Raw genomic sequence first — 24,287 nt, forward strand, 5'->3', positions numbered from 1 at the left:
AAAGTCGACGATTGTAGGAAGGCGGCCGCCGCCGCGACGCCCCGGCTCAGCGGTAGCGTTCCGCCAGGCGTGCGATCTCGCCGGAAGCGCTGAGCTGGCGCAGCCGCTCGGTCAGGCGCTCGACGACCGGCTCCGGCAGCCGCCGCGAGACGACGGCGTACTGGGTCTCCTCCTCGAAGACCTGCGGGCCGATGCGGACCTGGCCCTCCAGTCCCGCGCCGCGCGCGGCCTCGCGCAGGTTGACGTCCTGGCCATAGACCGCGGCGGTCCGGCCCTTGACCAGCATCTGCAGCGCCTCGCGGTCGCTGCGCGCGGTGTCCTGGAAGGCGACGTCGGCCACCTGCAGCGTCGACGCCAGCTTGGTGCCCTGCGCCAGCAGCAGCGGATGGCGGCGGGCGAAGGCGCGCAGCTCGTCCCAGCTGCGCGGCACGCGCTCGTCGTCCGAGCGCATCGCCAGCACATGCGCGATCCGATACAGCGGCACCGGCAGGTAGCGCATCAGCGGATGGCGGTGCTCGGACTTGAGCAGGCAGAAGAACACGTCGAGCTCACCGGCGCTGAGCATCAGCTCGAGCCGGCGCAGCGGGACGGACTGGTCCAGGCCCTCGATGCGCAGGCCGGGATCGATGCGCATCACGGCGGCGACGATCTCGCCGCACAGCCCCGGGCGGCGCGGATCGCCGGAGCCGTACTTGGCCGGCGCGCCCGCCTGCGCCGCGCTGCGCAGGCGCAGCGGCCCGGGGGCGTTGGCGGTGGCCGGGAGGGGCGCATCGCCGGTGGGGGTGTCGCGGGCCGCATCACGGGTGGCGCCAGCGGGCGAGCCGCCCAGGCCCAGCCCGGCGGCGGCACCGGCGAGGGCACAGCCGCGCGCCAGCGCGTCGCGCCGGTCGGGGCGGGAAGGGGCCGAGGGAGGTCCTGCTCTGGTTGCCATGACGGAGATGGCCGGGTCGCGCCGGTCGCGTGGGGGGAGCCGTTCGAGCGGGTACTGCCACTGCTGTGTGCGGTAGCCAGCATAGCGGAGGCCGCCTCTAGAATCCGCCGATGGCACATCCGCATTTCCACTGCAGCGTGGCCGTCGAGCCGCTCGCCGACCAGACCTTCCCCGAGCGCAACGAGTTCGCGTTCAGCTACACGATCACCATCGAGAACCGCGGCGACGTCACCGCGCAATTGATCGGCCGCCACTGGACCATCGTCGACGCCAACGGCAAGGTGCAGGAAGTCCACGGGCTGGCGGTCGTGGGCCACCAGCCGCTGCTGCAACCGGGCGAGCGCTTCCAGTACAGCTCCTGGGCCCAGATCGGAACCCGCCACGGCACGATGGGCGGCCGCTTCCTGTGCGTCACCGAGCATGCCGAGGTCTTCCACGCCGAGGTGCCCGAGTTCCTGCTGGCCGACTCCGGATCGCTGCATTGATGCTGCGTCGTCAGGGCTGGGACCTCACCGCGCTGCTCAACGCGGCGCATCCGCAGGCACCGCTGGCCGAGCGCAACCTCTGGCTGGTGCGATTGATCGAATGGCTGCGCCATGCGCCGCTGAAGGACGACCGGGCGACCGCCGCGGCCGCCGAGGGCTCTGCCCCGGCCGCGCCGGCGGCGCCGTCCGCGCCGCTGCCGGTGCGTCGCCTGCGCTATTTGCTCCGCATGCTGGAGCGCCATCCCGACCATGCCAAGGCCTTCGCCGAGGTGATCGCCAGCGTCTGGGCCGACGTGGACGCGATCGGCCTGTTCGCCGAAGTCGGCTTCGCGCCGCGAATGGCGCTGTGGAATGAATTCCTCGGTCGCCTGCGCCGCCGGCTGCTGCCACTGAGCGCCGACACGCGCGAACTGGCCGAGCTGTTCGAGCTGCTCTTCCCGCATGAGCAGGACGAGCAGTGGATCAACGCCGTCGACGACGAGCTGCTGGAGCGCCTGGGCCTGCTCTTCGCCGGCGCGCCCGAGGGCGACTGGCGCGAGGAGATGCGCGCCGCCATCACGGTGCTGGTGAGCGCGGTGCGCTCGGCCGGCCTGTCCGGCGCGCTGCGCGTGCGCATGGACCCGCAGCGGCTGGCCAGCCGGCCGTTCCGCAACCTGGCCACCGCCTGGGAGCAGGTCGAGCAGGCGCTGGTCGATCCGGCGCACGCCGGGCTGCCGGCCCGGCTGCAGTACCTGCGCGGGCTGCTGGACGAATGCCGGGCCGCGGTGCGCTCGGTGCCGGACCACCTGGAAGAGCACGGCGTGTCGGTGGACCTGATGTTCGGCGTCGAGCAGATGCAGGCGCGGCTGCGCCGCGTCGAGGAACTGCTCGCGGTGCTGCTGGCCGAGCATCCGCAGCGCGAGCTGCTGCGGCTGGTGGCCGACCTGGTGGCGGTCGTGCATGAGCGCCGCAGCATCCGCACCCTGTTCGCGCGGCATTACTCGCTGCTGGCGCGCAAGGTCGCGGAGCGCAGCGCGGAGACCGGCGAGCACTACATCACCCGCAACCGCGAGGAGTACGGCGACATGCTGCGCCGGGCCGGTGGCGGCGGGCTGGTGATCGCGGGCACGACCTTCATGAAGTTCGCGATCGCCGCGATCGGGCTGTCGGCCTTCTGGGGCGGCTTCTGGGCGGGCGTGAACTACGCGGTGAGCTTCGTGCTCATCCTGCTGCTGCACTGGACGGTGGCGACCAAGCAGCCCGCGATGACCGCGCCGGCCCTGGCCGACAAGCTACGCCACATCGACAGCGACGCCGGCCTGTCGGCCTTCGTGGACGAGGTCGCGCATCTCTTCCGCTCCCAGACCGCCGGCATCATCGGCAACCTGGCGCTCGCGGCGCCGATGGTGCTGGTGGTGCAACTGGCGGCATGGCTGAGCTTCGGTAAGCCACTGGTCGGCGCGCACGAGGCGGAGCACGTGCTGCATTCGCTCACCGTGCTGGGGCCGTCGCTGTTCTTCGCGGCCTTCACCGGGGTGCTGCTGTTCGCGTCCAGCCTGATCGCGGGCTGGGTCGAGAACTGGTTCGTCTTCCATCGCCTGGACAGCGCGATCGCCTGGAACCCGCGCATCGTCGCGACGCTGGGCGCGACCCGCGCCAAGCGCTGGTCGGGCTGGTGGCGCGAGAACATCTCGGGCCTGACCGCCAACATCAGCCTGGGCCTGATGCTGGGGCTGGTGCCGGCGCTGCTGGGTTTCTTCGGCCTGCCGATCGAGGTCAGGCACGTGACGCTGTCGACTGGCCAGCTGGCCGCGGCGGCCGGGGCGCTCGGGTGGGAGGTGCTGCGGCACTGGCCGTTCTGGCTCTGCGTGATCAGCATCCTGGGCACCGGCGTGCTGAACGTGGGCGTCAGCTTCTTCCTGGCGTTCAAGGTGGCGCTGCGCTCACGCGGGATCCGGCTGGCCGACCAGAAGCGGGTGCGCGCGGCGATCTGGGCGCGCATGCGCCGTCAGCCGCTGAGCTTCCTGGTGCCGCCCAAGGGCTGAGCGCGGCGCTCAGGCGGCGTCGCGGTCGTCGGGCCGCTCGCCGCCCTTGCGTCCGGAGAACATCGTCCACCAGACGATGAAGACGAGCAGCGCGAGCGCGCCGAGCGCCTCCAGCAAAATCACGCCCATGATTCGTGGTCCGATCCGTTGCAGAACTCGCCGCTGGAGCGCGGCGCTGGCGATTCTAGGCGCGCTCTCCGGCTGCGCCGGCCCGCAGCACGCAGTGCGCGAGCCGGGGGCTTCCCCGAAGGCGACGACCGTCGCCCCCGCCCCCACCGCTGCCACCAGGCCCGCGCCGGCGCCGGTGGCGCGCGCGCCCGTCGACCCCGAGAAGCTGCTCAACGGCGAGGACGACAGCACCGGGCGCCGCGTCCTGCAGCGCGAGCGCGCCCGCTGGGTGGCGGCCGAATGGCACGAGTTGCCTGGCTGGGGCCAGGACCGCGCGCTGGAATGGTGGCCGGCCTTGCTGCGCGGCTGCGAGAAGCCGATGCCGGGCTGGACCGGGGTCTGCGCGCAGGCACGCGCCTTCCGCCCGGGCGCCGACCGCGAGGCGACGGCGTGGCTGATGCGGATGCTGCAGCCTTACCGCGTCGAGTCGCCCGACGGTCAGCGCGAGGGCCTGGTGACCGGCTACTACGAGCCCGAACTGGACGCGCGCCGCCAGGCGCAGGGCGAGTTCCGCGTGCCGCTGCTGGCGCCGCCGCAGGACCTGGCGCAGCGCAAGCCTTACGACACGCGCCAGCAGATCGAGAGCAACCCGGCGCTGGCGCGCCTGAGCCTGGCCTGGGTGCAGGACCCGCTGGACGCGCTGGTGATGCAGATCCAGGGCAGCGGGCGGCTGCGGGTGACCGAGCGCGACGGCAGCAGCCGCTGGGTGCGCCTGTCCTTCGCCGGGCACAACGAGCAGCCCTACCGCTCGATGGGCCAGTGGCTGATCGCGCAAGGCGAGCTGCGGCCCACCGAGGCCTCGTGGCCGGGCATCAAGGACTGGGGCCGGCGCAATCCGCAGCGGCTCAAGGAAGCGATGTGGGCGAACCCGCGCTACGTCTTCTTCCGCGAGGAGCCCCTGCCGGACCTGGCCGTGGGCCCGCGCGGCGGCCAGGGCGTGCCGCTGACGCCGGGGCGCTCGATCGCGGTGGACAAGGCCAGCATCCCCTACGGGACGCCGGTGTGGCTGGACACGACCGAGCCGCTGTCGACCACGCCGCTGCGACGCCTGGTGATGGCGCAGGACACCGGCGCCGCCATCGTCGGCGCCGTGCGGGCCGACTATTTCTGGGGCTGGGGCGAGTTGGCCGAAGCCCAGGCGGGCCGGATGAAGCAGCCGCTGCGCTTGTGGGTGCTGTGGCCCCGCGAGGCCGGCGCGATGGCGGGCGCCGCGGGGGCGACCGGGACGGCAGGCACCGTGATCGACCGCTGAGCCGCGCGGCTCGTCGGCGGCGCGGGGGCGCTCGATCAGCCGGGCGCCGCGGGCGGGATCATTCGGTGACCTGGACGCCCTTCCAGAACGCGACGCGGTCCTTGATCTCGGCCGCCGCCTCGGACGGTTCCGGGTAATACCAGACGGCATCGGGGTTCATGTCGCCGTGGACCAGCAGGCTAAAGTAGTGCGCCTGCCCTTTCCAGGGACAGGTCGTGCGGTGGTTGCTGAAGGTGGTGAACTCGCGCTTCAGCGCGGACGCGGGGAAGTAATGGTTCCCCTCGACCACCACGGTGTCGTCGCTCTCGGCGATGACTTCGCCGTTCCAGATTGCCTTCATTCCAACTCCTCGTGTTCAAACGCTATTTCGCCCATCGGGGCAAGGACATCTTCGTGACCGCCGGCTCCGTGCGCGACCTCACGCCGGGCAGCTTCGGGATCTGCGCGATCGGCGGCGGCGCGGAGGGATGGTCCGTCGTCCACGTCGGGCCCGACGGCGACGCCGCCGACCTGGGCGGCGAGTATTACTTTGCCACCGCCGAGGAGGCCCTCGCTTTCCTGCGCGAACTCATCGACCTGATGATCGACGGCGGCGAGCCGGAGGGCCTGCGAGGGGAGTGAGCGGCGGGCGGTGAGGCGATTCTTCGGGTTAATCGCCTCAAAAATGAGGCGATTAGCGCGACTCGAGTCGATGCAGCACCGATCGGCGGGCGTCACAACGGCTTCAAGTCCTCGCCGACCACTCCCACCAGCAAGCCCTTGCCTTCGGGCGTCACGCGGAACTCGCCATACCGGGCGGGCTCCCAGCGCCGGGCCTCGCCCTCGCGGAAGAACCAGGCATCGGACACGAAGGTCCAGCCACCGCCCTTGGGCGTCAGCTCGAGCAACTGGCTGCCGGCGGGTGGCGCCTCGCCCGGCGCGAGCAAGCGCGGCGAGTGCGCGATCCCGCGCGCATCGAGCATCACCGCGATCCGCGGCCGCTCGCCCCAGAGCAGCGGCACGTCGCGGTCGAGGCGGCTGCGCCAGTCGACACCCGGCAGCTCGTAGCTGAGCCGCATGAAATCGCCCTGCATCAGCGAACGCGGATCCACCGGCGCCAGCTTCACGAACATCGGCCGGCCCTCGGTGATCAGCCGCTCGCGACTCGCGATCGAGAGATTCACCACCACGAGCACCAGCACGCCCGCACCGACCAGGACCGCCGGCGCGCCGCGCATCGCCAGCACGGCGCGCGACGCCCCGGTCGTCGAGCCTCCCGCGGTCGGATGCCAGGCCAGCCAGCGCGCCCAGGCGGCCAGCGCCACGCCGGCCACCACCAGCGCCAGCGACTTGTGCGCCAACGGCAGGCGCCATTCGTAATACAGCGCGCCCAGCGCCCACACCGCCGCCACGCCGGCGAGCATGGCCAGGCGCCAGCGGCGGGTCGAGACCATCAGCGCCAGCAGCAGCAGGATGCCGCCCAGCGCCGGCATGAGCGCAGCCAGCGCCGCCAGCACGACCAGCGGCGGCAGCAGGCGGATCGCGCCGGCCGGACGCCAGCGGCGCAGCAGCCAGAGCGCGCCCGCGAGCGTCAGCAGCACCGCCAGCGCCCGGCTCGCTCCGATCAGCACCCGGTGCGACGGCGTCAGCACCTCCGCCATCCCCTGCATGAGCACGCCGCCCCCCATCGGCCCGGCCGCGACGAAGGACCAGCCGGCCGCGACCGCATGGATCGCCAGCACGCTGACCCACCAGCCGCCCAGCGCCGGCTCGAGCGCCGCCGCCGCGCCCGCCGTGCGCGCCTCCCGGCCCAGGCGCCGCTGCAGCAGCATCAGCAGCAGCCCCTCGGCCAGCAGCAGCGCGGCCGCCGCGAGCGACAGCCCGCCCCCGCGCTCATACCAGTCACGCGGCGCGACGCCCTCCAGCGCCAGATGCCCCAGGAAGCCCGCCAGCATCGCCATGCCGATGCCCAGCAGCGACCGCAGCCATCCCTGCTTCAGCAGCGCGATCAGCCCGGCGCCGATGAGCAGCCCGACCCAGGCGGCATCGGCCCGGGACAGGTCGCGCACGAGCCCGTAGCCCAGGCAGGCCAGGCCGGTGGGCAGGAGCGGCACCGCGGCCTGCTCCAGGAACAGCGGCGTCGAGGGCTTGCGCAGCAGCACCACCGCCAGCGCGACCAGCGCGATGCCCTCGACATACGGCATCGGCCCCTGGTCCCAGTCGCCGCCGAACAGCGTCGCGAACAGCAGCAGGAACGGCGGCACCGCCAGCCAGGCGCCCAGCGCGGTCAGCAGCACGACCGGCCAGGGCCGCGGCGTCTGCGCCTCGGCAGCGGGCGCCAGGCCTTCGGCCCGGGCGCGTTCGATCCAGTCCTGGTCGCTCATGCCCGGACCTCCACGGCGCGCACGCGCCGCATGATCAGGCTCACGCTGACGGCCAGCAGGCCGCAGGCGACCAGGCCGATCAGGAACAGGCCGCCGAGGTCGCCCTTGGCGTCGTAGACCAGGCGGGTCAGCCCTGCCACCAGTAGCGTGTCCACCGCGAGCGCCAGCGCGCTGAGCGCATAGACCTCGGCGCGGCGCCAGGCCGGCACCAGCCCGATGCCCATCACGCCCAGGCCGAGGAAGTACTGCGGCGCGACATGCCGCGCGAAGAGCCCGCCCAGCGCGGTCGCCGAGACCGCGATCACCGAGGCCAGCACCGCCAGCCGCCAGGCCCAGGGCTGGGACGCCGCCGACGGCCGCAGCGCCAGCCCCGCGCACAGCGCGCCGTAGGCGACGAAGCCCAGCGCATGCACCGGCACCGTCGAGCCGTCGAAACGCCAGCCGTGCCCGCCGAAGGTTTCCATCCAGAGCCCGATCCCCGTGGCGACGACCAGCGCCCAGGGCGTCCACACCAGGTCCGAGCGCGCCGCCCAGGCGATCGGCAGTCCGAGCGCGGCCCACAGCGCGAACAGCTGGTAGGTGTCCGCGCCGGTCTGGTAGGTCTGGCCGAAGTAGGCCAGCAGGCCGCCCAGCGTCAGGAAGGCCACCAGCGCCAGCGGCGCCCGCCAGGCCGCCAGCAGCGCCGCCGCGACCAGGCTGACCGCCGTCACCGCCTCGAGCAGCCCGAAACGCATCGCGCGGCCGAAGTCGTCCCAGTTCGCCGCCACCCACAGGATCAGCCCGAAGCCGATCAACCCCGCCGCCAGCGCGCCCGCGCCCAGGCGCAGCGGCGTCCACAGGTCGCGTGGCGGATCATCGAGGCCGCTGAGCGCCCGCAAGCGGCGTGCGCTGGTCGCATCCAGGCCCTGGCGGGCCGTCCATTGGTACAACTGCTCGTGCAGACTCACAGGGTCCTCCCTCAGGATGCGACCGCCCGCAGGGATCGCTCGTGGTGTTCTTCGAGGGCGTCGATTCTTCCTTCCATCCTCCGTTCTCGCACTGGGAGTTCCACATGGGACAGATGATCGAATTCGACCGCCCCGACGGCGGACGCACCGCCGGCTACCTGGCCAGCGCCGGCGACGGCGCGCCGGGCATGATCCTCATCCAGGAGTGGTGGGGGCTCAAGCCCCACATCAAGGACATCGCCGAGCGCCTGGCCTCCGCCGGCATCACGACGCTCGCGCCCGACCTCTACCGGGGCCGCCTGGCCGCGGATGCCGACGAGGCCAGCCACATGATGAACGGCCTGGACTTCGCCGACGCCACGACGCAGGACCTGCAGGGCGCGCTGGACCATCTGCGCGAGCACCTGGGCTGCGGCGAGGTCGGCGTGATGGGCTTCTGCATGGGCGGCGCGCTGACGATCGCGGCCGGCGTGCACGTCAAGGACCTGCAGGCGGCGGTCTGCTTCTACGGCATCCCGCCGGCCGAGTTCGCCGATCCGGCGCACATCGAAACGCCCTTCCTCGGCCACTTCGCGACCCGCGACGACTGGTGCACGCCGGAGAAGGTCGATGCGCTCGAGGCGCGCATGCAGTCGGCCGGCAGGCAGCCCGTCATCCACCGCTACGTCGCCGACCACGCGTTCTTCAACAAGACGCGCCCCGAGGTCTACGACGAGGCGGCGGCCGAACTGGCCTGGTCGCGCACGCTGGACTTCCTGAAGCGACACCTCGCCTGACGCGCCTCCGTCCGCCGGGCCTCGGCCCTGGCGCCCGCCGGTCCCCTCACCCCAACGCCATCGCCCATGCGCCGTCCTCTTCTTCTGGTTCGTCTGGTTCGCCCGGCCTCCCTCGCCGCCGCCGGTGCCCTGATCGCCGCGTCCGCCGCCGCGCAGACCACGCCGGCGTCCGGACCGGCGACGGCCACGGCGCGCGCCGTCTCGGAGACCGCCCCGCCGCCGCCCGATCCGCGCGTGGCGCCGATGCTCGCGGACATCTCCGCCGAGCGCATCGAACAGACGATCCGCAAGCTCGCCGGCTTCGGCACGCGCCACACGGCGTCGGACACGACCAGCGACACGCGCGGTATCGGCGCGGCGCGGCGCTGGATCGAGCGCCAGCTCAAGGACTGCAGCGCGAAGACCGGCGGGCGGCTGCAAGTCACGATGGACGCCTTCATCGAGCCGGCCGGCAACCGGCTGTCGGCGCCCACCGAGCTGGTGAACGTCGTGGCCACGCTGCCCGGCGCGTCGGCCGGCACGCCGCGCGAGCGGGTGCTGGTCGTCAGCGGCCATTACGACTCGCGCAACAGCGACGTCATGGATGCGCAGGGCGAGGCGCCGGGCGCCAACGACGATGCCTCCGGCACCGCGGCCGTCATGGAGATGGCCTGCGCCGCGGCGAAGCAGCGTTTCGACGCGACGCTCGTATTCATGGCGGTGCCCGGCGAGGAACAGGGCCTGCTCGGCGCGCGGCACTGGGCGCGACGGGCCCGGGCGCAGGGGCTGAACGTCGAGGGCATGATCACCAACGACATCATCGGCAGCTCCCGCGGCGACAAGGGCGAGCACGATCCCAAGCGGCTGCGCCTGTTCGCGGATGGCTTCGATCCGTTGCTGCGCCTGCTGGTGAACGCGAACGCCAACAGCCCGGCCAACGAGGACGAGGTCAAGACCAACGCGGCGATTCGCGAGCAGCTGCAGCCGCTGGCGATGGCCGGCGGCGGCGAGGACCTGCCGACGCAGCAGTTCGGCCGCCACCTCAAGGCCGAGGGCGAGCGCTACCTGCCCGGCTTCCGCATCGACCTGATCCAGCGCCGGGACCGCTACCTGCGCGGCGGCGACCACCTGCCCTTCCTGGAGCGCGGCTACGCGGCGGTGCGTTTCTCCGAGCCCTTCGAGGATTTCCGCCACCAGCACCAGAACCTGCGCACCGAGCAGGGGGTGGTCTACGGCGACCTGCCGGAATTCGTCGACTTCGCCTACGTGGCCGATGTGGCGCGGATCAACCTCGCCGGCCTGGCGACCCTGGCCTGGGCGCCCGCGCCGGTCAAGGGCGCCCGCATCGACGCGCGCGAGCTGACCAACGACACGACGCTGCTGTGGACCGCCAGCACCGATCCGGAGCTGGCGGGTTACCGCGTCGTCTGGCGCCGCAGCGAGTCGCAGGCCTGGGAGGGCGCCAAGGACGTCGGCAAGGTCACGACGGTCACGCTGCCGCAGTCCAAGGACAACCTGATCTTCGGCGTGCAGGCGGTGTCCCGTTCCGGCCACGCGAGCCTGGCGAGTTATCCGCTGCCGCTGGCGCGCTGAGGCGTCGTTTCACGTCAGCCCTCCGGTCCGGCCGGCCGGGTGGGACAAGCCGCCTCCGCCCATCGACGGATCGTGGCGCGGAGCCGTCGTTCTGCCTGGGCATCCAGGTCCATGCGCTCCGTCAATCGCAACGCGTCTTCCGGCAGGACGTAACCCTGTGCCAGCAGCGCCATGCAGAACTCCCGGTCCTTGTCGCGCCCCGCGACCGCCTTGGCAAGGAACAGGTCCACGACACCCAGACAGTAGCCGACCCGATCGTTGGTATTGCCGTTCTGCACGCGGCGCACACGCGTCATCCAGTCATCAGGAAGCACTGCCGTTTCCGGCCCGACGCCCTGGGCGTAGTAGCCGTAGGTATCGTGGAAGCGGGAGCCTTCACCGATCGCGCCATCGATCCGATCAGCCAATTGCGGCGCGCGCAATGGATAGATGTCCGCCTCCATGGAGACGGTGAAGACGGCATCGGGGTGGGCCTCGGTGCCGAGGATGGCCTGACTGCCCAGGATCACGAATTCGTATTGGTCCGTGATGTCGCCGCTGGCGCGGATGATGTGCTCGAGTTCCTGACGCTTCAAGATGTCTGTCCTGGCCCGTCCGGCGGAGTGCCGGAATCCGGGCCAAGCATGACGCCTGTCTTCAGTTGATTCACCTGCCTCAAGATGTGTTGTCGCACCTCATCCGGGAGGACCGTGACCAGCGGCGATGCCTGCCGCAACTGCTGCGCCCGGCGCGACACGCCAAGCACTTTGCGCCAGCTCCCGGCGCGCAGGATGTCCTGCCATTCCCGCCACAGCGGCGCCGATCTGGCATCCCCCGCCGCCAGCCAGCGCTCGACGGTGGCCTCGGCGCGATGCACGAGCGACGGATCGGCCTTGACTCGCCGCACCGCCTCTTCATGCAAGGCGAGGCTCTGCAGATCCTGAAGTCGATGTTGCGTCTCCCGGGCCGATACCAGCACGCGCACCACCGGCGCGTCGCGCCGCGATCTCGCAGCAGCCGAATCCGCCGGCGGCGGCTGCAACGAGTCGCCAGCCAGCAAGGCAAGTTCAGCGCTCACGCCCAAGACGGACATCACGCGCAGGTAGCTCCCGATGGAAGGCGCAGGATCGCCCGACTCCACCGCCCTCAGCGTGTTTCGAGTGATGCCGACTTTCGCAGCCATGTCCACTGTGCCCAGTCCCTGCGACTTGCGCAGACGGCGCAGGCGCTCACCAAGCTGCAACAGCAGCTGGCGATCCAGCACGGAAATGACGGAGGCGCCGCTCATGTGGTCAGCATATTAATCAAAACGCGGCATTTTGGTCATTTTGCTGACCAACGGCGCGTTCTCGATTTGACTACCGGGCCCCGGTGCCCGCCTCCGGCGACTACTTCAGCACGCCCTTCCCCAGCCACTGCGCCCAGATCTTCATCGTGACGCGCTGGTCGGAGAGTCCGGGGTACTCGGCCATGGTCTTGCGCAGCGCCGTCTCGTCGGTGCCGCGCACGAAGACGACCTCGCCGACCGGGCCGTCCTCCAGCGAGTACCAGGCGCCGATGACGCCCTCGTCGAGCGCGCGCTGGAGGAACACCGGCACCGCCTCCCGGTCCTTCTCCTCCGCGCGACTGAACAGCACGATGCGGTGCTCCTCGATGCCATTGGGATCGATGCCGGTGTGGTTCAGCGCCTGGTGGACCTTCGCCGGCTGCGCGTTGACCGTCATGTAGCCCTCGCGGACGTACCCGTCGGGCTGGAAGTAGCTCATCAGCACCTGGCGGTTGGGCGCCTGCACCACGACGATGCCGCGCTTGACCCGCGCCGGGTCGCGCATCGGGCCGGCCGCGAACAGCTTGCCGTCGGCGAAGAGCCGCTTGAAGTTCTCGAGGTGCCCGGCCTGCATCGCCGCAACCGCGGCCTTGTCCTCCGGCACCGGCCGGCCGGTCTCCAGGAAGATGAACCACTGCTGCTCGGCCGCCAGCGTCTGAGCGCGGCTGCGCGACGGCAGCGCCATCAGCGGCAACAGCGCCGGCATCGCGGTCGCCGCAGCGACCAGGGAACGTCGTTGCATCGGAGTCTCCTTGTCGTCGGCCGGCGAGCGACGGGTCGCCGGCTTCGGCGGACGACTCTACTCCCGCCCGCCACCCGCGGCGCCCAGCACCTGCAACGACCGCAGCATCAGCCGGCCGCTGGCCACGTTGGTGGCGCAGGCGACGTCGTGCACGTCGCAGGCACGGACCAGCGCGTTGATGTCGGGTTCATGCGGCTGCGGCGTCATCGGGTCGCGCAGGAACACCACCGCGTCGATCTGCCCCACCGCCAGCCGCGCGCCGATCTGCAGGTCGCCGCCATGCGGACCGGACAGCATGCGCTCGACCACCAGGCCCACCTCGGCCGTCAGGCGCGCGCCGGTCGTGCCGGTCGCGACCAGCTCGCAGCCGCCGAGGAAGTCGGCGAACTCGGTGGCGAGCATCACCATCTCGTCCTTCTTGCCATCGTGGGCGATCAGGGCGATGCGCAGGCGCGCGGGAGCGGCGCTCGCCGCCGGCAGGTCGAGGGAGGTCGTTGCGGTCATGGCGCGATCGTAGGCCCGGCGCACGGGCCACGAGTTACCGACGCGGTTCTTTCTGCGCCGCCGTCGCGGCCCGGGCCGCCGGCTCCTGCGCCGTGGCGCCGGTCAGCGGCAGATTGCCGACCCCGCGGTTCATCGCATTGAGCAGGTCGCCGTTGTCCTGGCTCAGCTCCCAGGCGAAGACGCCCGCCAGGCCGAGCTCCCGCGCGAAGCGGCCCTTGGCCAGCACCGCCCGCGGATCGTCGTACCCCATCCAGAGCTTCAGCTTCGGGTGGTACAGCGACCACGACTGCGTCACCGGATCCCAGGCGGACTGGTAGCCCACACGGCCCTGGCCCTTCGCGTCGAGGATGCGCCCGGCGATCTCGCGATAGCCCTGCGCGCCTTCGGCGCCCGGATAGGCGCCGGTCTTGGCCGCGCCGGCCCGCGTCTGGTCGACACCGGTGAAGCCCCGGCCGTACATCGCCACGCCGGCCACCAGCTTGGCGCGCGGCACGCCCGCGGTCTCCAGGTTGCGCACCGCGCGCTCCAGGCTGTCGTCCGCCTGCGCCGACGAGGACCGCAGCGCGGTGTGATGGCCGGCCACCGGCGACCACATGCCGTAGAAGTCGTAGCTCATCATGAAGACGAGGTCGAGCGGCTTGGCGGCGTCCTTGAAATTGATCTTGCCGACGATCGAGTCCATCGGATTGACCGCCGTGGTCAGCAGGTAGGGGCGGCCGGTCTCGGCGGTCAGCGCGTCCAGCGCCCGCCGCAGGTCGGCCATCAACTCGGCGTAGGACTGGCCGTCGCGCGGGCTGCCGAGCTGCACGCCGTTGGCCGCGCCGTTGTTGCCGGGATGCTCCCAGTCGATGTCGATGCCGTCGAAGGACGGATGCTCGCGCAGGAAGCGCTGCGCCGAGGCCGCGAAGACCGCGCGCCGGGCCGGATCGCCCGCGAGATGGAAGATCGGATCCGAGCCGCCCCAGCCGCCGATCGACGCGACGATCTTCAGGTGCGGCGCCCGCTGCTTGTAGCGCTGGAAGGCGGCATCGAAGCGCGCGTCGACCGGTCCGGTGCCGATCTCGAAGTCCTGCCTGCCCACGCACTTGGCGGCGTCCTTCTCCAACTGGCCGGGGCCGCACAGGCGCAGGAAGGCGTAGAGCACGTGGGTCAGGTTCTGCGGCGGCACGCGCTCGATCAGCTCGACCGGCTCCCAGTTCGGGACATAGATCCCGACGACCTTGTTGCCGGTGCGCTCGAACGCCACCGGCTTGCCGCCGAAGAGCGGGTAGCCCGCGGCCTCGGCTGCGGCATCGGGCGCGGAGCCGGCCGCCGCGCCGGGCGCGGGCGTGGCGGCGATGGCGGCCGAGGCGGCGATGGCCCCGAGCGAAGCAATCGCCGCGGTCAATGGGGTGGGCAGGTGGGACAGGACTCGAGCGGGCATGCGGGTCTCCAATGGACGCCGGAGCTTAGCCGATCACCGTGAATATCAACACCAGTCAAATACCAATTTCGCCGAGAAGCGCGGTTCGAAAAGACCGTTATGGAGCCACTTTCGTTACGGCGCGACATCCACCCGCAGTTGCAGTTCCCGCAGTTTCTGCACCTCGGCGTCGCGCGTGCTGTAGACGTTGCGGCTGGCGCTCGCCGTCACGCTGCCGGTGCGGGCGATGGTGACCCAGATCCCCAACGGCGCCTGGACGGTGCTGAGCACGTCGGTGCTGGGCCGCTGCTGGGCGTCGGGCAGCGAGGTCCCGTAGGCACCGCCGGATGGCATCTGCGCCTGGTCCGACGCCCGGACTTCGACGTTCACCGGATTGCGGCCGCCCGGCCAGCTGGGCCGCACGACGATGCCGCGCACCCGCTCGGCCAGCCCCTGGCGCGGCACCACCACCACGCGATCGCGCTCGCCCTGCTGGCGGTCCAGCGCGACGTCGACCCACTGGATCGGCGTCGATTCGGTCATCGTGAACGAGGCCTGCGCGCCGTTGAGCACCAGCAGGCGCGGGAAGAGCTGCTGGCGCTGCTCGCGGTTCTCGGTGGAGAGCGTCACGCCGCCGCGCGCGGAGACGCTGCCGCCGGTGCTCACGACGGTGCTGCCATCGCGCAGGCCGGCGACGGTGGCGCCGCTGAGCTCCGATTCGACCCAGCGCAGCTCGACCTGCAGGTTCTGCTTCGGGCCCTGCGCGCGGGCGGGCCCCATCAAGGCGGCGCTGGCCCCGAGCAGCACGCCGAGGAGCGCGACGGGAGACGCGGCGGAAAGGACAAAGCGGCGTGTCGGGTTCATCGCGGCAGCATACGCCGTCGGCCGTCGCGGCCGTCGTGCGGCGCGGCCCTGCCGCCGCGCGAGCTCAGCGGTTGAGCGCGCGGCAGCGCTCGATGTCGCAGGCGGTGGGCAGCGCCGAGCGGTACTCGACGACGCTGCCCCAGGTCTTCGGATCCCGCAGCGCGCAGCGTTCACCCTTGCCGTTGTCGTAGTAGGACATCGTGTCGACGCAGCGTTTCGAATGCGCCATCAGGCCGAGGAAATGCCCCATCTCGTGCGACAGCACCATCTGCAGCGTCTGCGCCGCCGGGTGTCCGGGGTTGCGCTCCCGCAGCAGCGCGAACAGGGCCGGTCCGATCGACAGGCTGCGCGCGCCCACGTTGGCCAGTGCGAACTGGCCGCGGCTGCCGACGTCGCTCCACAGGATCTGGATGGCGTCCTCGGGCGGCGCCTGGCCGCGCGGCACCGCGATGACGGCGAGCTTGAGCCCGCAGGCGGACCAGGCCTGGGCCGAGCGCGTCACGAGCGCCATCACCTGCGCCTCGCTGAACCACGGCGGCGCGTTGTCGTGCCGGTAGGCGAAGCGCAGCGCGCGCGAGGCGATCGGGCGATCGCGCCCATCGCCCCAGGTCTGAAGCTCGCCGGGGCGGCATTCCGCGATTTCCTGGTTGCGCACCGAGGGTGCGGCCGGCGTCTTGCCGGTTTCCGGCGGCACGAACTGGGCGAGCGCCGCGGACGAGGCCAGCACGAGCGCGGCGGCGACACGCGCAGCCGCCGCGGCCGAGGCGGTCATGCGGCGCGCAGCGCGCCGCGCATCCGCGGCCACAGCAGGTTCACCGCCAGGCCGCTCATCACCAGCGCCGCGGCCATCAACTTCCAGGGCGGCAGGCCTTCGCCCAGCAGCAGCGCGGAGCAGCTCATGCCGAAGACCGGGACCAGCAGCGCCATCGGAACGATGGTCGCGGCGGGATGGCGCGAGAGCAGCCAGCTCCAGGCGCCGTAGCCGAACAGCGTGTTCCCGACCGCCTGCCAGAGCACGGCAGCCCAGGCGCCGAGGCCGGCGTGCTGGAGCGCCTCGCCCATGCGGGCCGGGCCTTCGACGACGAAGGAGAGCGCGAACAGCGGCGGCGCGGCGAAGGCGCTGCTCCAGACCACGTAGGCGAGCATGTTCACGGCGCCGGCGCGCTTGCCGACGATGTTGCCGCTGGACCAGCTGAAGGCCGCCAGCAGCACCATCGCCAGGCCGAGCACGGTGGTGGTGCCGTCGGTGTGCGACGCGATGACGCCGATGCCGGCCGCGGCCATGGCCAGCGCGAGCCACTGGAAGCCCTGGACGCGTTCGCCGCTCAGGCGCATGGCCAGCAGCAGGGTGAAGAAGACCTGGGTCTGGATGACCAGGGAGGCGAGCCCGGGCGAGATCTCCGAGCGCATCGCCAGGTAGAGCAGGCCGAACTGCCCGACGCCGACGAAGGCGCCATACGCGGCGAGGTTGCGCCAGCCCACCTTGGGCCGCGGCAGGAAGAGGATGGCCGGCAAGGTCGCCAGCGTGAACCGCAGCGCGGCGAACAGCAGCGGCGGGAACGCGTTCAGGCCCCAGCGGATCACGACGAAGTTGCTTCCCCAGATGGCGACCACGGTCAGCGCGAGCAGGAAATGGCGGAGCGGGAGCGTCATGGCGGCCAGGGCGAGCGGGGGATCGCCGACTATGCCAGCGGGCCCGCGCGGCGGCCCGGTACAGGGACTTGCGGCGCCGACCGGTACAGCGGACGTCGCTGGCGCCTGACGATTTTCAGCCACTTAATATTGACCACCGCCGGGCTCGAATGCCTGACCGACTTGTTTTCACCGGGCCGCAGCGAGCATGCGGAGGAAGTTCCACTGATTTCAGTTAACCGATATTCATGATGGAATTTCCCCTAGTTCCAGCGATATCCATGGGCATTTAGCGTTGCTCCGCGACTCGAGAAATACGAAGGGGTCGCTCCTGGCGCCGCCATCCCGGCGGCCTTCAATATCGACAGGATTCATAGGAGAACGCATATGTTGACGATGGAACTCTCCCAAGCCGGATTCCGCGAACTGTCTGCGGAGGAAATCGACAGCGTGGCCGGCGGCTGGGACACGCAAGCTGCCGTCCAAGGGGCCTGGGCCGGCGCGGTCGGGACCGGCATCGCCGGGGGAATCACCGGCGCGGTGCTGGGCCCCGGCGCGGCATTTGGTTTCGGCGTCGGGTTCATCGCGGGCGGCATCGGCGGCTTCATCGGCGGCGGGCTGTTCAGCGGCGGCCTCAGCTCCGAGCGCCAAATCTCCCACGCGCAGCAGTGAAGCGCTTCCTGGCCGACAAGCCAGTTTCCGCGACGACGCATCCTGCGACGACGTTGTCACCGCGTTGGCTGGCCAAGTCGGTGAGCCTGATCGCCATCCTCCAACCGGTTGTCCAACGCGGCTTGTTCGGAGATTGGCCCACACTGCCTTCCTGGGCGTTGACGGTTTTCTGCACGGCCCTCTTGCTCAGCCTGATCGCCTGGACGGCAGGCGGGTTTGAGAAACGTGACTAGAAACCACCTGCGGTCGTCGAGTATTCGGCGACCGCACTTTCCTTTTCGCTGGAAAAAGGATCGACAGATATGCCGGAAGTTTCTCCGCCGTCGCTCATCCCTTCGGTTTCAAATGGCCCAGCGGCAATGCGCCGCCCGCCTTCACTTCGCCGAGCGAGAAACTCGTGTGGATGTCCTTCACGTTCGGCAGGTTCAGCAGTGTGTCGATCGAGAACCGGCTGAACGCATCCAGGTCGGTCGCCATGACCTCGAGCTCGAAGGTCCCCGCGCCGCTGATGTAGTGGCAGGCGATCACCTCCGGCAGTTGCCGGATCGCCTCCTCGAGCTCCTTCGTCGCGGCGCCGTTGTTGCGGTCCGCGTCCACCCGCACGAACGCGAGCACGCCCAGGCCCAGCCGGCGGCGGTCGATCTCCGCGCGGTAACCGGTGATGAAGCCCTGCTCCTCCAGCCACCGCACCCGCCGCCAGGTCGGCGCCGGCGACAAGCCAATCCGCACCGCCAGCTCGGCATTGGACAGCCGCGCCTCGCGCTGCAGTTCGGCCAGGATGGCCACGTGATACCGGTCGAGTTCCCCGTTCGGCGCCCCGCCATTCAGTCCGCCACTCGCCCCACCGGTCGACCCGCCCGGCCCCACCCCGTCCTCGGCGTCGTCGCCGCCCGGCAACCCTGCCGGCGCCCTCATGGTTTTCCCTGATTCGCCATTTTTCGATGCCATACGAACTCCTTGAACCGATTCGGGAAAGATTCTTGCTCAAACAGCCCGCGATGGCGGAGAACTAGCAAACACTCGCCGGGCATTGTTTCCTACACTGTTCGCTGCGTTTTCCGCGCGCGCCCATACTGGCGACGCGTCGGCAGCCACGGCACACGGCCCCGCCACAAGCGGGGACCGGAGGTCAGCCACCCATCAGGAGACTCCCCGCATGAACGCCCCCTTGCCCGAACACATCCTGCGCGCCCTCGAGAAGGTCACGCTGGATGACAAATACGCACTCGACGAGGGCCGCGCCTTCATGAGCGGCGTCCAGGCGCTGGTCCGCCTGCCGATGCTGCAACGCACCCGCGACGCCATCGCCGGCCTGAACACCGCCGGCTTCATCTCCGGCTACCGCGGCTCCCCGCTGGGCGGCTACGACCAGGCCCTGATGGCCGCCAAGAAGCACCTGGCCAAGCAGAACATCGTCTTCCAGCCCGGCGTCAACGAGGAACTCGGCGCCACCGCCGTCTGGGGCACCCAGCAGATGGCCCTGTTCCCCGAGAAGGCCAGGTTCGATGGCGTCTTCGGCATGTGGTACGGCAAGGGCCCGGGCGTCGACCGCTGCATCGACGTCTTCAAGCACGCCAACATGGCCGGCACCAGCAAGCATGGCGGCGTGATCGCCATCGCCGGCGACGACCACATCGCCAAGAGCTCCACCGCCGCCCACCAGAGCGACCACGTCTTCAAGGCGGTCGGCTTCCCCGTCTTCTTCCCGTCGAGCGTCCAGGACATCCTCGACATGGGCCTGCACGCCTTCGCGATGAGCCGCTTCTCGGGCCTGTGGTCCGGGCTCAAGACGATCCAGGAGATCGTCGAGTCCTCCAGCAGCGTCTCCATCGATCCCGACCGCGTCGACATCGTGCTGCCCACCGACTTCCAGATGCCCCCGGGCGGCCTGCACATCCGCTGGCCCGATCCGCCGCTGGACCAGGAAGCCCGGATGATGGACTTCAAGTGGTACGCCGCCCTCGCCTACGTCCGCGCGAACAAGCTCAACCACAACGTCATCAGCACGCCCAACGACCGCATCGGCCTGATCGCCTCCGGCAAGGCCTGGAACGACACCCGCCAGGCGCTGCACGACCTGGGCCTGGACGACGACAGCTGCCGCCGCCTGGGCATCCGGCTGCACAAGGTCAATGTCGTGTGGCCGCTGGAAGCGACCATCACCCGCGACTTCGCCACCGGGCTGCAGGAGATCCTCGTCATCGAGGAAAAGCGCCAGATGATCGAGTACCAGCTCAAGGAAGAGTTGTACAACTGGCGTCCGGACGTGCGCCCGAACGTGCTGGGCAAGTTCGACGAGTCCGACGGCGACCGCAGCGGCGGCGAATGGAGCCAGCCCAACCCCAGCAGCAACTGGCTGCTGCGCCCGCAAGCGGACCTGACGCCGGCCATCATCGCCCGCGCCATCGCCAAGCGCCTGAAGAAGCTGGGCGTGGACGCCGACACGGCCGCGCGCCTGGACTCGCGCGTCGCGCTGATCGACGCCAAGGAGCAGTCGCTCAAGAGCGAGGAGAAGACCGCCGGCGGCGCCGACCGCACGCCCTGGTTCTGCTCCGGCTGCCCGCACAACACCAGCACTCGCGTGCCGGACGGCTCGCGCGCCGTCGGCGGCATCGGCTGCCACTACATGGTCACCTGGATGCCGGGCCGCAACACCGCGACCTTCACCCAGATGGGAGGCGAAGGCGTGCCCTGGGTGGGCCAGGCGCCGTTCACCGACGAGAAGCACATCTTCAGCAACCTCGGCGACGGCACCTACTTCCACAGCGGCATCCTGGCGATCCGCCAGTCCATCGCCGCCGGCGTGAACATCACCTACAAGGTGCTCTACAACGACGCGGTCGCGATGACCGGCGGCCAGCAGGTCGGCGAGCGCCCCGAAGGCCACAGCGTCACGCAGATCATGAACAGCCTGATCAGCGAAGGCGTCGCCAAGCTGGTCATCGTCACCGACGAGCCGGAGAAGTACGACGGCAAGCCGCTCGCAGCCGGCGTGACCGTGCATCACCGCGACGAGCTCGACGCCCTCCAGCGCCAGTTCCGCGAGATCCCCGGCACCACGGTCATCATCTACGACCAGACCTGCGCCACCGAGAAGCGCCGCCGCCGCAAGCGCGGCAAGCTGGTCGACCCGGCCAAGCGCACCGTCATCAACGAGCTCGTCTGCGAAGGCTGCGGCGACTGCTCGGTGCAATCGAACTGCCTGTCGGTCGAGCCGCTCGAGACCGAGTTCGGCCGCAAGCGCCAGATCAACCAGAACACCTGCAACAAGGACTTCTCCTGCGTGAAGGGCTTCTGCCCGAGCTTCGTCACCATCGAGGGCGGCGAGCTCAAGAAGCCCAAGAAGGACAAGCGCGTCAGCCCCTTCGATGCCTCGCTGCCGGCAATCCCGCAGCCGCTGGTGCCCAACCCGGTCGAGGCCTGGGGCATCGTCGTGGCCGGCGTCGGCGGCACCGGCGTGATCACGATCGGCCAGCTGCTGGGCATGGCCGCGCACCTGGAGGGCAAAGGCGTCGTCACGCAGGACGCCGCGGGCCTCGCGCAGAAGGGCGGCGCGACCTGGAGCCACATCCAGATCGCCAACTCGCCGGAAGCGATCTACTGCACCAAGGTCGGCACCGCCGAGGCGGACCTGGTCATCGCCTGCGATTCCATCGTCGCCGCCAACAAGACGACGCTGGCCGTGATGCGCGAGGGCCGCAGCTTCGTCGCGCTGAACACGCATGGCTCGCCCACCGCCACGCTGGTCAACGACGCCAACTGGTCCTTCCCCGGCGCCGCCTGCGAGGCCGCGGTGCAGAAGGCCGTCGGCGCGCCGCACCTGGGCATGTTCGACGCGGAAGAGGTCGCGGTGAAGCTGCTGGGCGACTCGCTGTACACCAACCCGCTGATGCTGGGCTTCGCCTGGCAGAAGGGCCGCGTGCCACTGAGCCACGCCGCGCTGATGCGCGCCATCGAGCTCAACGGCGTGCAGGTCGACAACAACAAGGCCGCCTTCGAATGGGGCCGCCGCTGCGCCCATGACCTGGCCGCGGTGCAGTCGCTGTTCGCGGCGCAGCAGGTGATCAACTTCGTCAAGCGCCAGGGCGTGGACGAGCTGATCGCCAAGCGCGTCGAGTTCCTGACCGACTACCAGAACGCCGCCTACGCCGAGCAGTACCGGACCTTCGTCGAGAAGGTCCGCCAAGCGGAGCAGCCGGTGGGCGGCACACGGCTGACCGAGGCCGTCGCGCGCTATCTGTTCAAGCTGATGGCCTACAAGGACGAGTACGAGGTCGCCCGCCTGCACACGGACACGAAGTTCCTCGACAAGATCAAGGGTCAGTTCGAAGGCGACTTCAAGGTCGTGCACCACCTCGCGCCGCCGATGCTCGCCAAGAAGAACGACAAGGGCGAGCTGCAGAAGCGCCCCTTCGGCGGCTGGGTGCGTCCGGCCATGGGCGTGCTGGCCAAGATGAAGGGCCTGCGCGGCACCGCCTTCGATCCGTTCGGCCACACCGAGGAACGCAAGATGGAGCGCCAGCTGATCGCCGACTACCGCGCGACGATCGAGGCCATCCTGGCCAAGGGCCTGAGCGCCGAGCGCCTGCCGGTGGCCGTCGATCTGGCCCGTATCCCGGAGGACATCCGCGGCTACGGCCACGTCAAGGAGCGCCACGTCAAGGCCGCTCGCCTGAAGTGGGAGCAGTTGAAGCAGCAGTGGCAGAACGCGGCGTGACCCGCCGCGCCTGAGCGGCGGACCACCCGGTCCGCCCGGTCACCGACACGGCCCGCCCGGGGGACACCCCGGCGGGCCGTGTGTCTTTTGTCACCCTGGGCGCAAGGCGACGCCCCCGGAAGGGGGAGGTGCGTCTTTTTCGATGGCCCACATCGATAGACTCGCACCCCTCGGCCCGCCAGAGGCCGTGCATCCGTCCGTTTCGAGGGAGTCCCCATGCTTGCCACCACCCCCGCCCGCGCCTTGCGGGCCTTCGCCGCCGCCCTGCTGGGCGCGCTGTCCCTGGTCACCGCGCCGGTCTGGGCGCAGGCCGGCGAGAACGAATTCGCCAAGGTCATCGCCGCCGCGCAGAACGACATCGTCAAGGGCCCGCAGGACATCAAGCTGTCCACCCAGGCCGTGCTGCACCTGCCCGAGGGCAAGGTCTACGTGCCGCAACCGCATGCGGCCAAGCTGATGCACGCGATGGGCAACCCGGGCGATTACAGCGACCTGGAGGGCGTGGTGTTCCCGCGCGGCGACGGCGAGTGGTTCGCGACGCTGCGCTTCGAGAAGTCGGGCTACATCAAGGACGACGACGCCAAGCACTGGGACGCCGCCGACATGCTCAAGAGCTTCAAGGAAGGCACCGAGGCCAGCAACGAGGAGCGCAAGAAGATGGGCGGCCGCGCGCTGGAGATCACCGGCTGGGCGCAGCAGCCGACCTACGCGGCCGACACCCACCGGCTGGTGTGGGCGATGAAGTCGCGCGAGGTGGGCGCGCCGGCCGACGAGCCGCTGGGCGTCAACTACAACACCTATGCGCTGGGCCGCGAGGGCTACATGTCGCTCAACCTGGTCACCGGCCTGAACGACCTGCCCAAGTACCAGGGCGATGCGCAGCAGCTGCTGGGCGCGCTTGAGTTCAACGACGGCAAGCGCTACGCCGATTTCAACGCGAGCACCGACCACGTGGCCGAGTACGGCCTGGCCGCGCTGGTGCTGGGTGTCGGTGCGAAGAAGCTGGGCCTGCTGGCGGTGATCGGCGCCTTCTTCCTGAAGTTCGCCAAGGTCATCCTGCTGGCGGGCGTGGCCTTCGGCGGCGCGATCCTGAAGCTGTTCGGCCGCAAGAAGTCCGAAGCCGCGGAGTCCTGAGGCGATGACCAAGCTGCTGTTGCTGCTGCTGTCGGGCGCCAAGCTGAGCAAGCTGCTGCTCAGCGGCGGCACGATGCTGCTGTCGGTGCTGCTCTACGCCTGGGTCTACGGCTGGCGCTACGCGGTGGGTTTCGTCGCGCTGATGTTCGTGCACGAGATGGGCCACTTCATCGCCGCGCGCCAGAAGGGCCTGGACGTCGGGCTGCCGACCTTCATTCCCTTCGTCGGCGCCTGGGTCGAGCTCAAGCACATGCCCCACGACGCGCAGACCGAGGCCTACATCGGCCTGGGCGGGCCGCTGCTGGGCACCGTCGGCGCCACCGTCTGCTACCTGCTGGCCCGGAGCTGGAACCTGGACTGGCTGCTGGCGGTCTCGTATGCCGGCTTCTTCCTGAACCTGTTCAACCTGATCCCGCTGTCGCCCTTCGACGGCGGCCGGATCACCGCGGTGCTGTCGCCACGGATCTGGTTCGCCGGCGTGCCGGTGCTGGTCGGGCTGTTCCTGTACCGGCCCAGCCCGATGCTGCTGCTGATCGCGCTGATGGCGGGCCCGCAGCTGGTCAAGGCCTGGAAGTACAGAGCCGACAGCGACGAGGCGCTCACGTACTACGCGGTCCCGACCCGCGTGAAGTGGGAGTACGCCGCCTACTACATCGGCCTGGCGGCCTTCCTCGCGGTGATGACGCACGACGTCCACGAGATGCTGGGCGCCGCGCGGCACCTGGGTGGAAGCGCCTGACGACGCGTCCGCTCGGACGGCTCGGTCCGGCGCGCTGGGTCCGCTCGGTGCGCCCGG

General features: G+C 70.5%; 24 protein-coding genes. 11 read left to right on the plus strand and 13 right to left on the minus strand.

The window, feature by feature from the left end; translation table 11 throughout:
* Positions 1 to 46 precede the first annotated feature (46 nt).
* On the minus strand, positions 47 to 931 hold the full coding sequence (locus ACTJKJ_RS17990; protein ID WP_297380466.1) for a substrate-binding periplasmic protein: 885 nt from the start codon (positions 929 to 931) through the stop codon (positions 47 to 49).
* 110 nt (positions 932 to 1,041) lie between these two features.
* Between ACTJKJ_RS17990 and apaG the strand changes: the two genes are divergently transcribed.
* From apaG to mltA, 3 genes are all read left to right on the plus strand, one after another.
* On the plus strand, positions 1,042 to 1,416 hold the full coding sequence (gene apaG / locus ACTJKJ_RS17995; RefSeq protein WP_091728220.1) for a Co2+/Mg2+ efflux protein ApaG: 375 nt from the start codon (positions 1,042 to 1,044) through the stop codon (positions 1,414 to 1,416).
* Complete coding sequence (locus tag ACTJKJ_RS18000; RefSeq protein WP_440821282.1) at positions 1,416 to 3,440, plus strand: site-specific recombinase; 2,025 nt, start codon at positions 1,416 to 1,418, stop codon at positions 3,438 to 3,440. Before apaG ends, ACTJKJ_RS18000 begins: the two co-directional genes overlap by 1 nt.
* Positions 3,441 to 3,567: 127 nt before the next feature.
* Positions 3,568 to 4,860: a murein transglycosylase A gene (mltA, locus tag ACTJKJ_RS18005; RefSeq protein ID WP_440821283.1), complete on the plus strand. Its 1,293-nt coding sequence runs from the start codon at positions 3,568 to 3,570 to the stop codon at positions 4,858 to 4,860.
* 58 nt (positions 4,861 to 4,918) lie between these two features.
* On the opposite strand, the gene ACTJKJ_RS18010 is transcribed toward mltA, so the two are convergent.
* A complete protein-coding gene (locus ACTJKJ_RS18010; protein ID WP_091728236.1) occupies positions 4,919 to 5,200 on the minus strand; it encodes a DUF427 domain-containing protein in 282 nt (93 codons plus the stop codon).
* 53 nt (positions 5,201 to 5,253) lie between these two features.
* Here ACTJKJ_RS18010 and ACTJKJ_RS18015 point away from each other — a divergent pair, with 53 nt between their 5' ends.
* Positions 5,254 to 5,481, plus strand: a complete 228-nt coding sequence (locus tag ACTJKJ_RS18015) for a hypothetical protein (protein WP_297380460.1) — start codon at positions 5,254 to 5,256, stop codon at positions 5,479 to 5,481.
* A gap of 92 nt (positions 5,482 to 5,573) precedes the next feature.
* Here the strand turns inward: ACTJKJ_RS18015 and ACTJKJ_RS18020 are convergent, their stop codons facing one another.
* Together ACTJKJ_RS18020 and ACTJKJ_RS18025 are read right to left on the minus strand one after the other, a co-directional pair.
* The gene (locus tag ACTJKJ_RS18020; protein WP_297380459.1) at positions 5,574 to 7,223 is read right to left on the minus strand and encodes a GDYXXLXY domain-containing protein; all 1,650 of its coding nucleotides are present in this window, start codon (positions 7,221 to 7,223) and stop codon (positions 5,574 to 5,576) included.
* Positions 7,220 to 8,170, minus strand: coding sequence for a DUF2157 domain-containing protein (locus ACTJKJ_RS18025; RefSeq protein WP_297380457.1), 951 nt, complete (start codon positions 8,168 to 8,170; stop codon positions 7,220 to 7,222). Before ACTJKJ_RS18025 ends, ACTJKJ_RS18020 begins: the two co-directional genes overlap by 4 nt.
* 104 nt (positions 8,171 to 8,274) lie before the next feature.
* Between ACTJKJ_RS18025 and ACTJKJ_RS18030 the strand changes: the two genes are divergently transcribed.
* Together ACTJKJ_RS18030 and ACTJKJ_RS18035 are read left to right on the plus strand one after the other, a co-directional pair.
* Positions 8,275 to 8,946, plus strand: coding sequence for a dienelactone hydrolase family protein (locus tag ACTJKJ_RS18030; protein ID WP_297380455.1), 672 nt, complete (start codon positions 8,275 to 8,277; stop codon positions 8,944 to 8,946).
* Between the two features lie 66 nt (positions 8,947 to 9,012).
* The gene (locus ACTJKJ_RS18035) at positions 9,013 to 10,518 is read left to right on the plus strand and encodes a M28 family peptidase (protein WP_297380453.1); all 1,506 of its coding nucleotides are present in this window, start codon (positions 9,013 to 9,015) and stop codon (positions 10,516 to 10,518) included.
* Positions 10,519 to 10,532: 14 nt separating this feature from the next.
* Here ACTJKJ_RS18035 and ACTJKJ_RS18040 read toward each other — a convergent pair whose 3' ends face one another.
* The 8 genes from ACTJKJ_RS18040 to ACTJKJ_RS18075 form a co-directional block, all read right to left on the minus strand.
* Positions 10,533 to 11,093, minus strand: coding sequence for a DUF6036 family nucleotidyltransferase (locus ACTJKJ_RS18040; RefSeq protein ID WP_091728250.1), 561 nt, complete (start codon positions 11,091 to 11,093; stop codon positions 10,533 to 10,535).
* Complete coding sequence (locus tag ACTJKJ_RS18045; protein WP_297380439.1) at positions 11,090 to 11,785, minus strand: helix-turn-helix transcriptional regulator; 696 nt, start codon at positions 11,783 to 11,785, stop codon at positions 11,090 to 11,092. The genes ACTJKJ_RS18040 and ACTJKJ_RS18045 overlap by 4 nt, the downstream gene beginning before the upstream one ends.
* A gap of 100 nt (positions 11,786 to 11,885) precedes the next feature.
* Complete coding sequence (locus tag ACTJKJ_RS18050; protein ID WP_297380436.1) at positions 11,886 to 12,566, minus strand: YciI family protein; 681 nt, start codon at positions 12,564 to 12,566, stop codon at positions 11,886 to 11,888.
* Positions 12,567 to 12,623: 57 nt separating this feature from the next.
* Positions 12,624 to 13,070 carry a methylglyoxal synthase gene (locus ACTJKJ_RS18055; RefSeq protein WP_440821284.1) on the minus strand — a complete coding sequence of 149 codons (447 nt, stop codon included), beginning with the start codon at positions 13,068 to 13,070 and terminating at the stop codon, positions 12,624 to 12,626.
* 34 nt (positions 13,071 to 13,104) lie between these two features.
* Complete coding sequence (locus ACTJKJ_RS18060; protein WP_440821285.1) at positions 13,105 to 14,493, minus strand: glycoside hydrolase family 18 protein; 1,389 nt, start codon at positions 14,491 to 14,493, stop codon at positions 13,105 to 13,107.
* Between the two features lie 114 nt (positions 14,494 to 14,607).
* Positions 14,608 to 15,336: a hypothetical protein gene (locus ACTJKJ_RS18065; protein WP_440821286.1), complete on the minus strand. Its 729-nt coding sequence runs from the start codon at positions 15,334 to 15,336 to the stop codon at positions 14,608 to 14,610.
* A gap of 64 nt (positions 15,337 to 15,400) precedes the next feature.
* Positions 15,401 to 16,108 carry a hypothetical protein gene (locus tag ACTJKJ_RS18070; protein ID WP_440821287.1) on the minus strand — a complete coding sequence of 236 codons (708 nt, stop codon included), beginning with the start codon at positions 16,106 to 16,108 and terminating at the stop codon, positions 15,401 to 15,403.
* A complete protein-coding gene (locus ACTJKJ_RS18075; protein ID WP_297380422.1) occupies positions 16,105 to 16,989 on the minus strand; it encodes an EamA family transporter in 885 nt (294 codons plus the stop codon). Before ACTJKJ_RS18075 ends, ACTJKJ_RS18070 begins: the two co-directional genes overlap by 4 nt.
* 366 nt (positions 16,990 to 17,355) lie before the next feature.
* Between ACTJKJ_RS18075 and ACTJKJ_RS18080 the strand changes: the two genes are divergently transcribed.
* Positions 17,356 to 17,640: a hypothetical protein gene (locus tag ACTJKJ_RS18080; RefSeq protein WP_091728276.1), complete on the plus strand. Its 285-nt coding sequence runs from the start codon at positions 17,356 to 17,358 to the stop codon at positions 17,638 to 17,640.
* A complete protein-coding gene (locus ACTJKJ_RS18085) occupies positions 17,637 to 17,873 on the plus strand; it encodes a hypothetical protein (protein WP_297380418.1) in 237 nt (78 codons plus the stop codon). The genes ACTJKJ_RS18080 and ACTJKJ_RS18085 overlap by 4 nt, the downstream gene beginning before the upstream one ends.
* A 94-nt stretch (positions 17,874 to 17,967) precedes the next feature.
* On the opposite strand, the gene ACTJKJ_RS18090 is transcribed toward ACTJKJ_RS18085, so the two are convergent.
* Complete coding sequence (locus ACTJKJ_RS18090; RefSeq protein ID WP_297380607.1) at positions 17,968 to 18,468, minus strand: Lrp/AsnC family transcriptional regulator; 501 nt, start codon at positions 18,466 to 18,468, stop codon at positions 17,968 to 17,970.
* Positions 18,469 to 18,796: 328 nt separating this feature from the next.
* On the opposite strand from ACTJKJ_RS18090, the gene ACTJKJ_RS18095 reads away from it, so the two are divergent.
* From ACTJKJ_RS18095 to ACTJKJ_RS18105, 3 genes are all read left to right on the plus strand, one after another.
* Positions 18,797 to 22,357, plus strand: coding sequence for an indolepyruvate ferredoxin oxidoreductase family protein (locus tag ACTJKJ_RS18095; RefSeq protein ID WP_440821288.1), 3,561 nt, complete (start codon positions 18,797 to 18,799; stop codon positions 22,355 to 22,357).
* A gap of 216 nt (positions 22,358 to 22,573) precedes the next feature.
* On the plus strand, positions 22,574 to 23,491 hold the full coding sequence (locus tag ACTJKJ_RS18100; protein ID WP_147240725.1) for a DUF2167 domain-containing protein: 918 nt from the start codon (positions 22,574 to 22,576) through the stop codon (positions 23,489 to 23,491).
* A 4-nt stretch (positions 23,492 to 23,495) separates the two neighbouring features.
* The gene (locus tag ACTJKJ_RS18105) at positions 23,496 to 24,230 is read left to right on the plus strand and encodes a site-2 protease family protein (RefSeq protein ID WP_147242323.1); all 735 of its coding nucleotides are present in this window, start codon (positions 23,496 to 23,498) and stop codon (positions 24,228 to 24,230) included.
* Positions 24,231 to 24,287 lie beyond the last annotated feature (57 nt).

The sequence above is a fragment of the Roseateles sp. 22389 genome (assembly GCF_052044995.1).
GTDB lineage: Bacteria > Pseudomonadota > Gammaproteobacteria > Burkholderiales > Burkholderiaceae_C > Roseateles.

Bases quoted from the DNA above. Each gene is read 5' to 3' on its own strand.
- ACTJKJ_RS18050 (WP_297380436.1), bottom strand. From the start codon at position 12,566: ATGCAACGACGTTCCCTGGTCGCTGCGGCGACCGCGATGCCGGCGCTG.
- ACTJKJ_RS18105 (WP_147242323.1), top strand. From the start codon at position 23,496: ATGACCAAGCTGCTGTTGCTGCTGCTGTCGGGCGCCAAGCTGAGCAAG.
- ACTJKJ_RS18010 (WP_091728236.1), bottom strand. From the start codon at position 5,200: ATGAAGGCAATCTGGAACGGCGAAGTCATCGCCGAGAGCGACGACACC.
- ACTJKJ_RS17990 (WP_297380466.1), bottom strand. From the start codon at position 931: ATGGCAACCAGAGCAGGACCTCCCTCGGCCCCTTCCCGCCCCGACCGG.
- ACTJKJ_RS18060 (WP_440821285.1), bottom strand. From the start codon at position 14,493: ATGCCCGCTCGAGTCCTGTCCCACCTGCCCACCCCATTGACCGCGGCG.
- ACTJKJ_RS18035 (WP_297380453.1), top strand. From the start codon at position 9,013: ATGCGCCGTCCTCTTCTTCTGGTTCGTCTGGTTCGCCCGGCCTCCCTC.
- ACTJKJ_RS18070 (WP_440821287.1), bottom strand. From the start codon at position 16,108: ATGACCGCCTCGGCCGCGGCGGCTGCGCGTGTCGCCGCCGCGCTCGTG.
- ACTJKJ_RS18045 (WP_297380439.1), bottom strand. From the start codon at position 11,785: ATGAGCGGCGCCTCCGTCATTTCCGTGCTGGATCGCCAGCTGCTGTTG.
- ACTJKJ_RS18055 (WP_440821284.1), bottom strand. From the start codon at position 13,070: ATGACCGCAACGACCTCCCTCGACCTGCCGGCGGCGAGCGCCGCTCCC.
- ACTJKJ_RS18080 (WP_091728276.1), top strand. From the start codon at position 17,356: ATGTTGACGATGGAACTCTCCCAAGCCGGATTCCGCGAACTGTCTGCG.
- apaG (WP_091728220.1), top strand. From the start codon at position 1,042: ATGGCACATCCGCATTTCCACTGCAGCGTGGCCGTCGAGCCGCTCGCC.
- ACTJKJ_RS18075 (WP_297380422.1), bottom strand. From the start codon at position 16,989: ATGACGCTCCCGCTCCGCCATTTCCTGCTCGCGCTGACCGTGGTCGCC.
- ACTJKJ_RS18030 (WP_297380455.1), top strand. From the start codon at position 8,275: ATGGGACAGATGATCGAATTCGACCGCCCCGACGGCGGACGCACCGCC.
- ACTJKJ_RS18020 (WP_297380459.1), bottom strand. From the start codon at position 7,223: ATGAGCGACCAGGACTGGATCGAACGCGCCCGGGCCGAAGGCCTGGCG.
- ACTJKJ_RS18100 (WP_147240725.1), top strand. From the start codon at position 22,574: ATGCTTGCCACCACCCCCGCCCGCGCCTTGCGGGCCTTCGCCGCCGCC.
- ACTJKJ_RS18000 (WP_440821282.1), top strand. From the start codon at position 1,416: ATGCTGCGTCGTCAGGGCTGGGACCTCACCGCGCTGCTCAACGCGGCG.
- ACTJKJ_RS18095 (WP_440821288.1), top strand. From the start codon at position 18,797: ATGAACGCCCCCTTGCCCGAACACATCCTGCGCGCCCTCGAGAAGGTC.
- ACTJKJ_RS18065 (WP_440821286.1), bottom strand. From the start codon at position 15,336: ATGAACCCGACACGCCGCTTTGTCCTTTCCGCCGCGTCTCCCGTCGCG.
- mltA (WP_440821283.1), top strand. From the start codon at position 3,568: ATGATTCGTGGTCCGATCCGTTGCAGAACTCGCCGCTGGAGCGCGGCG.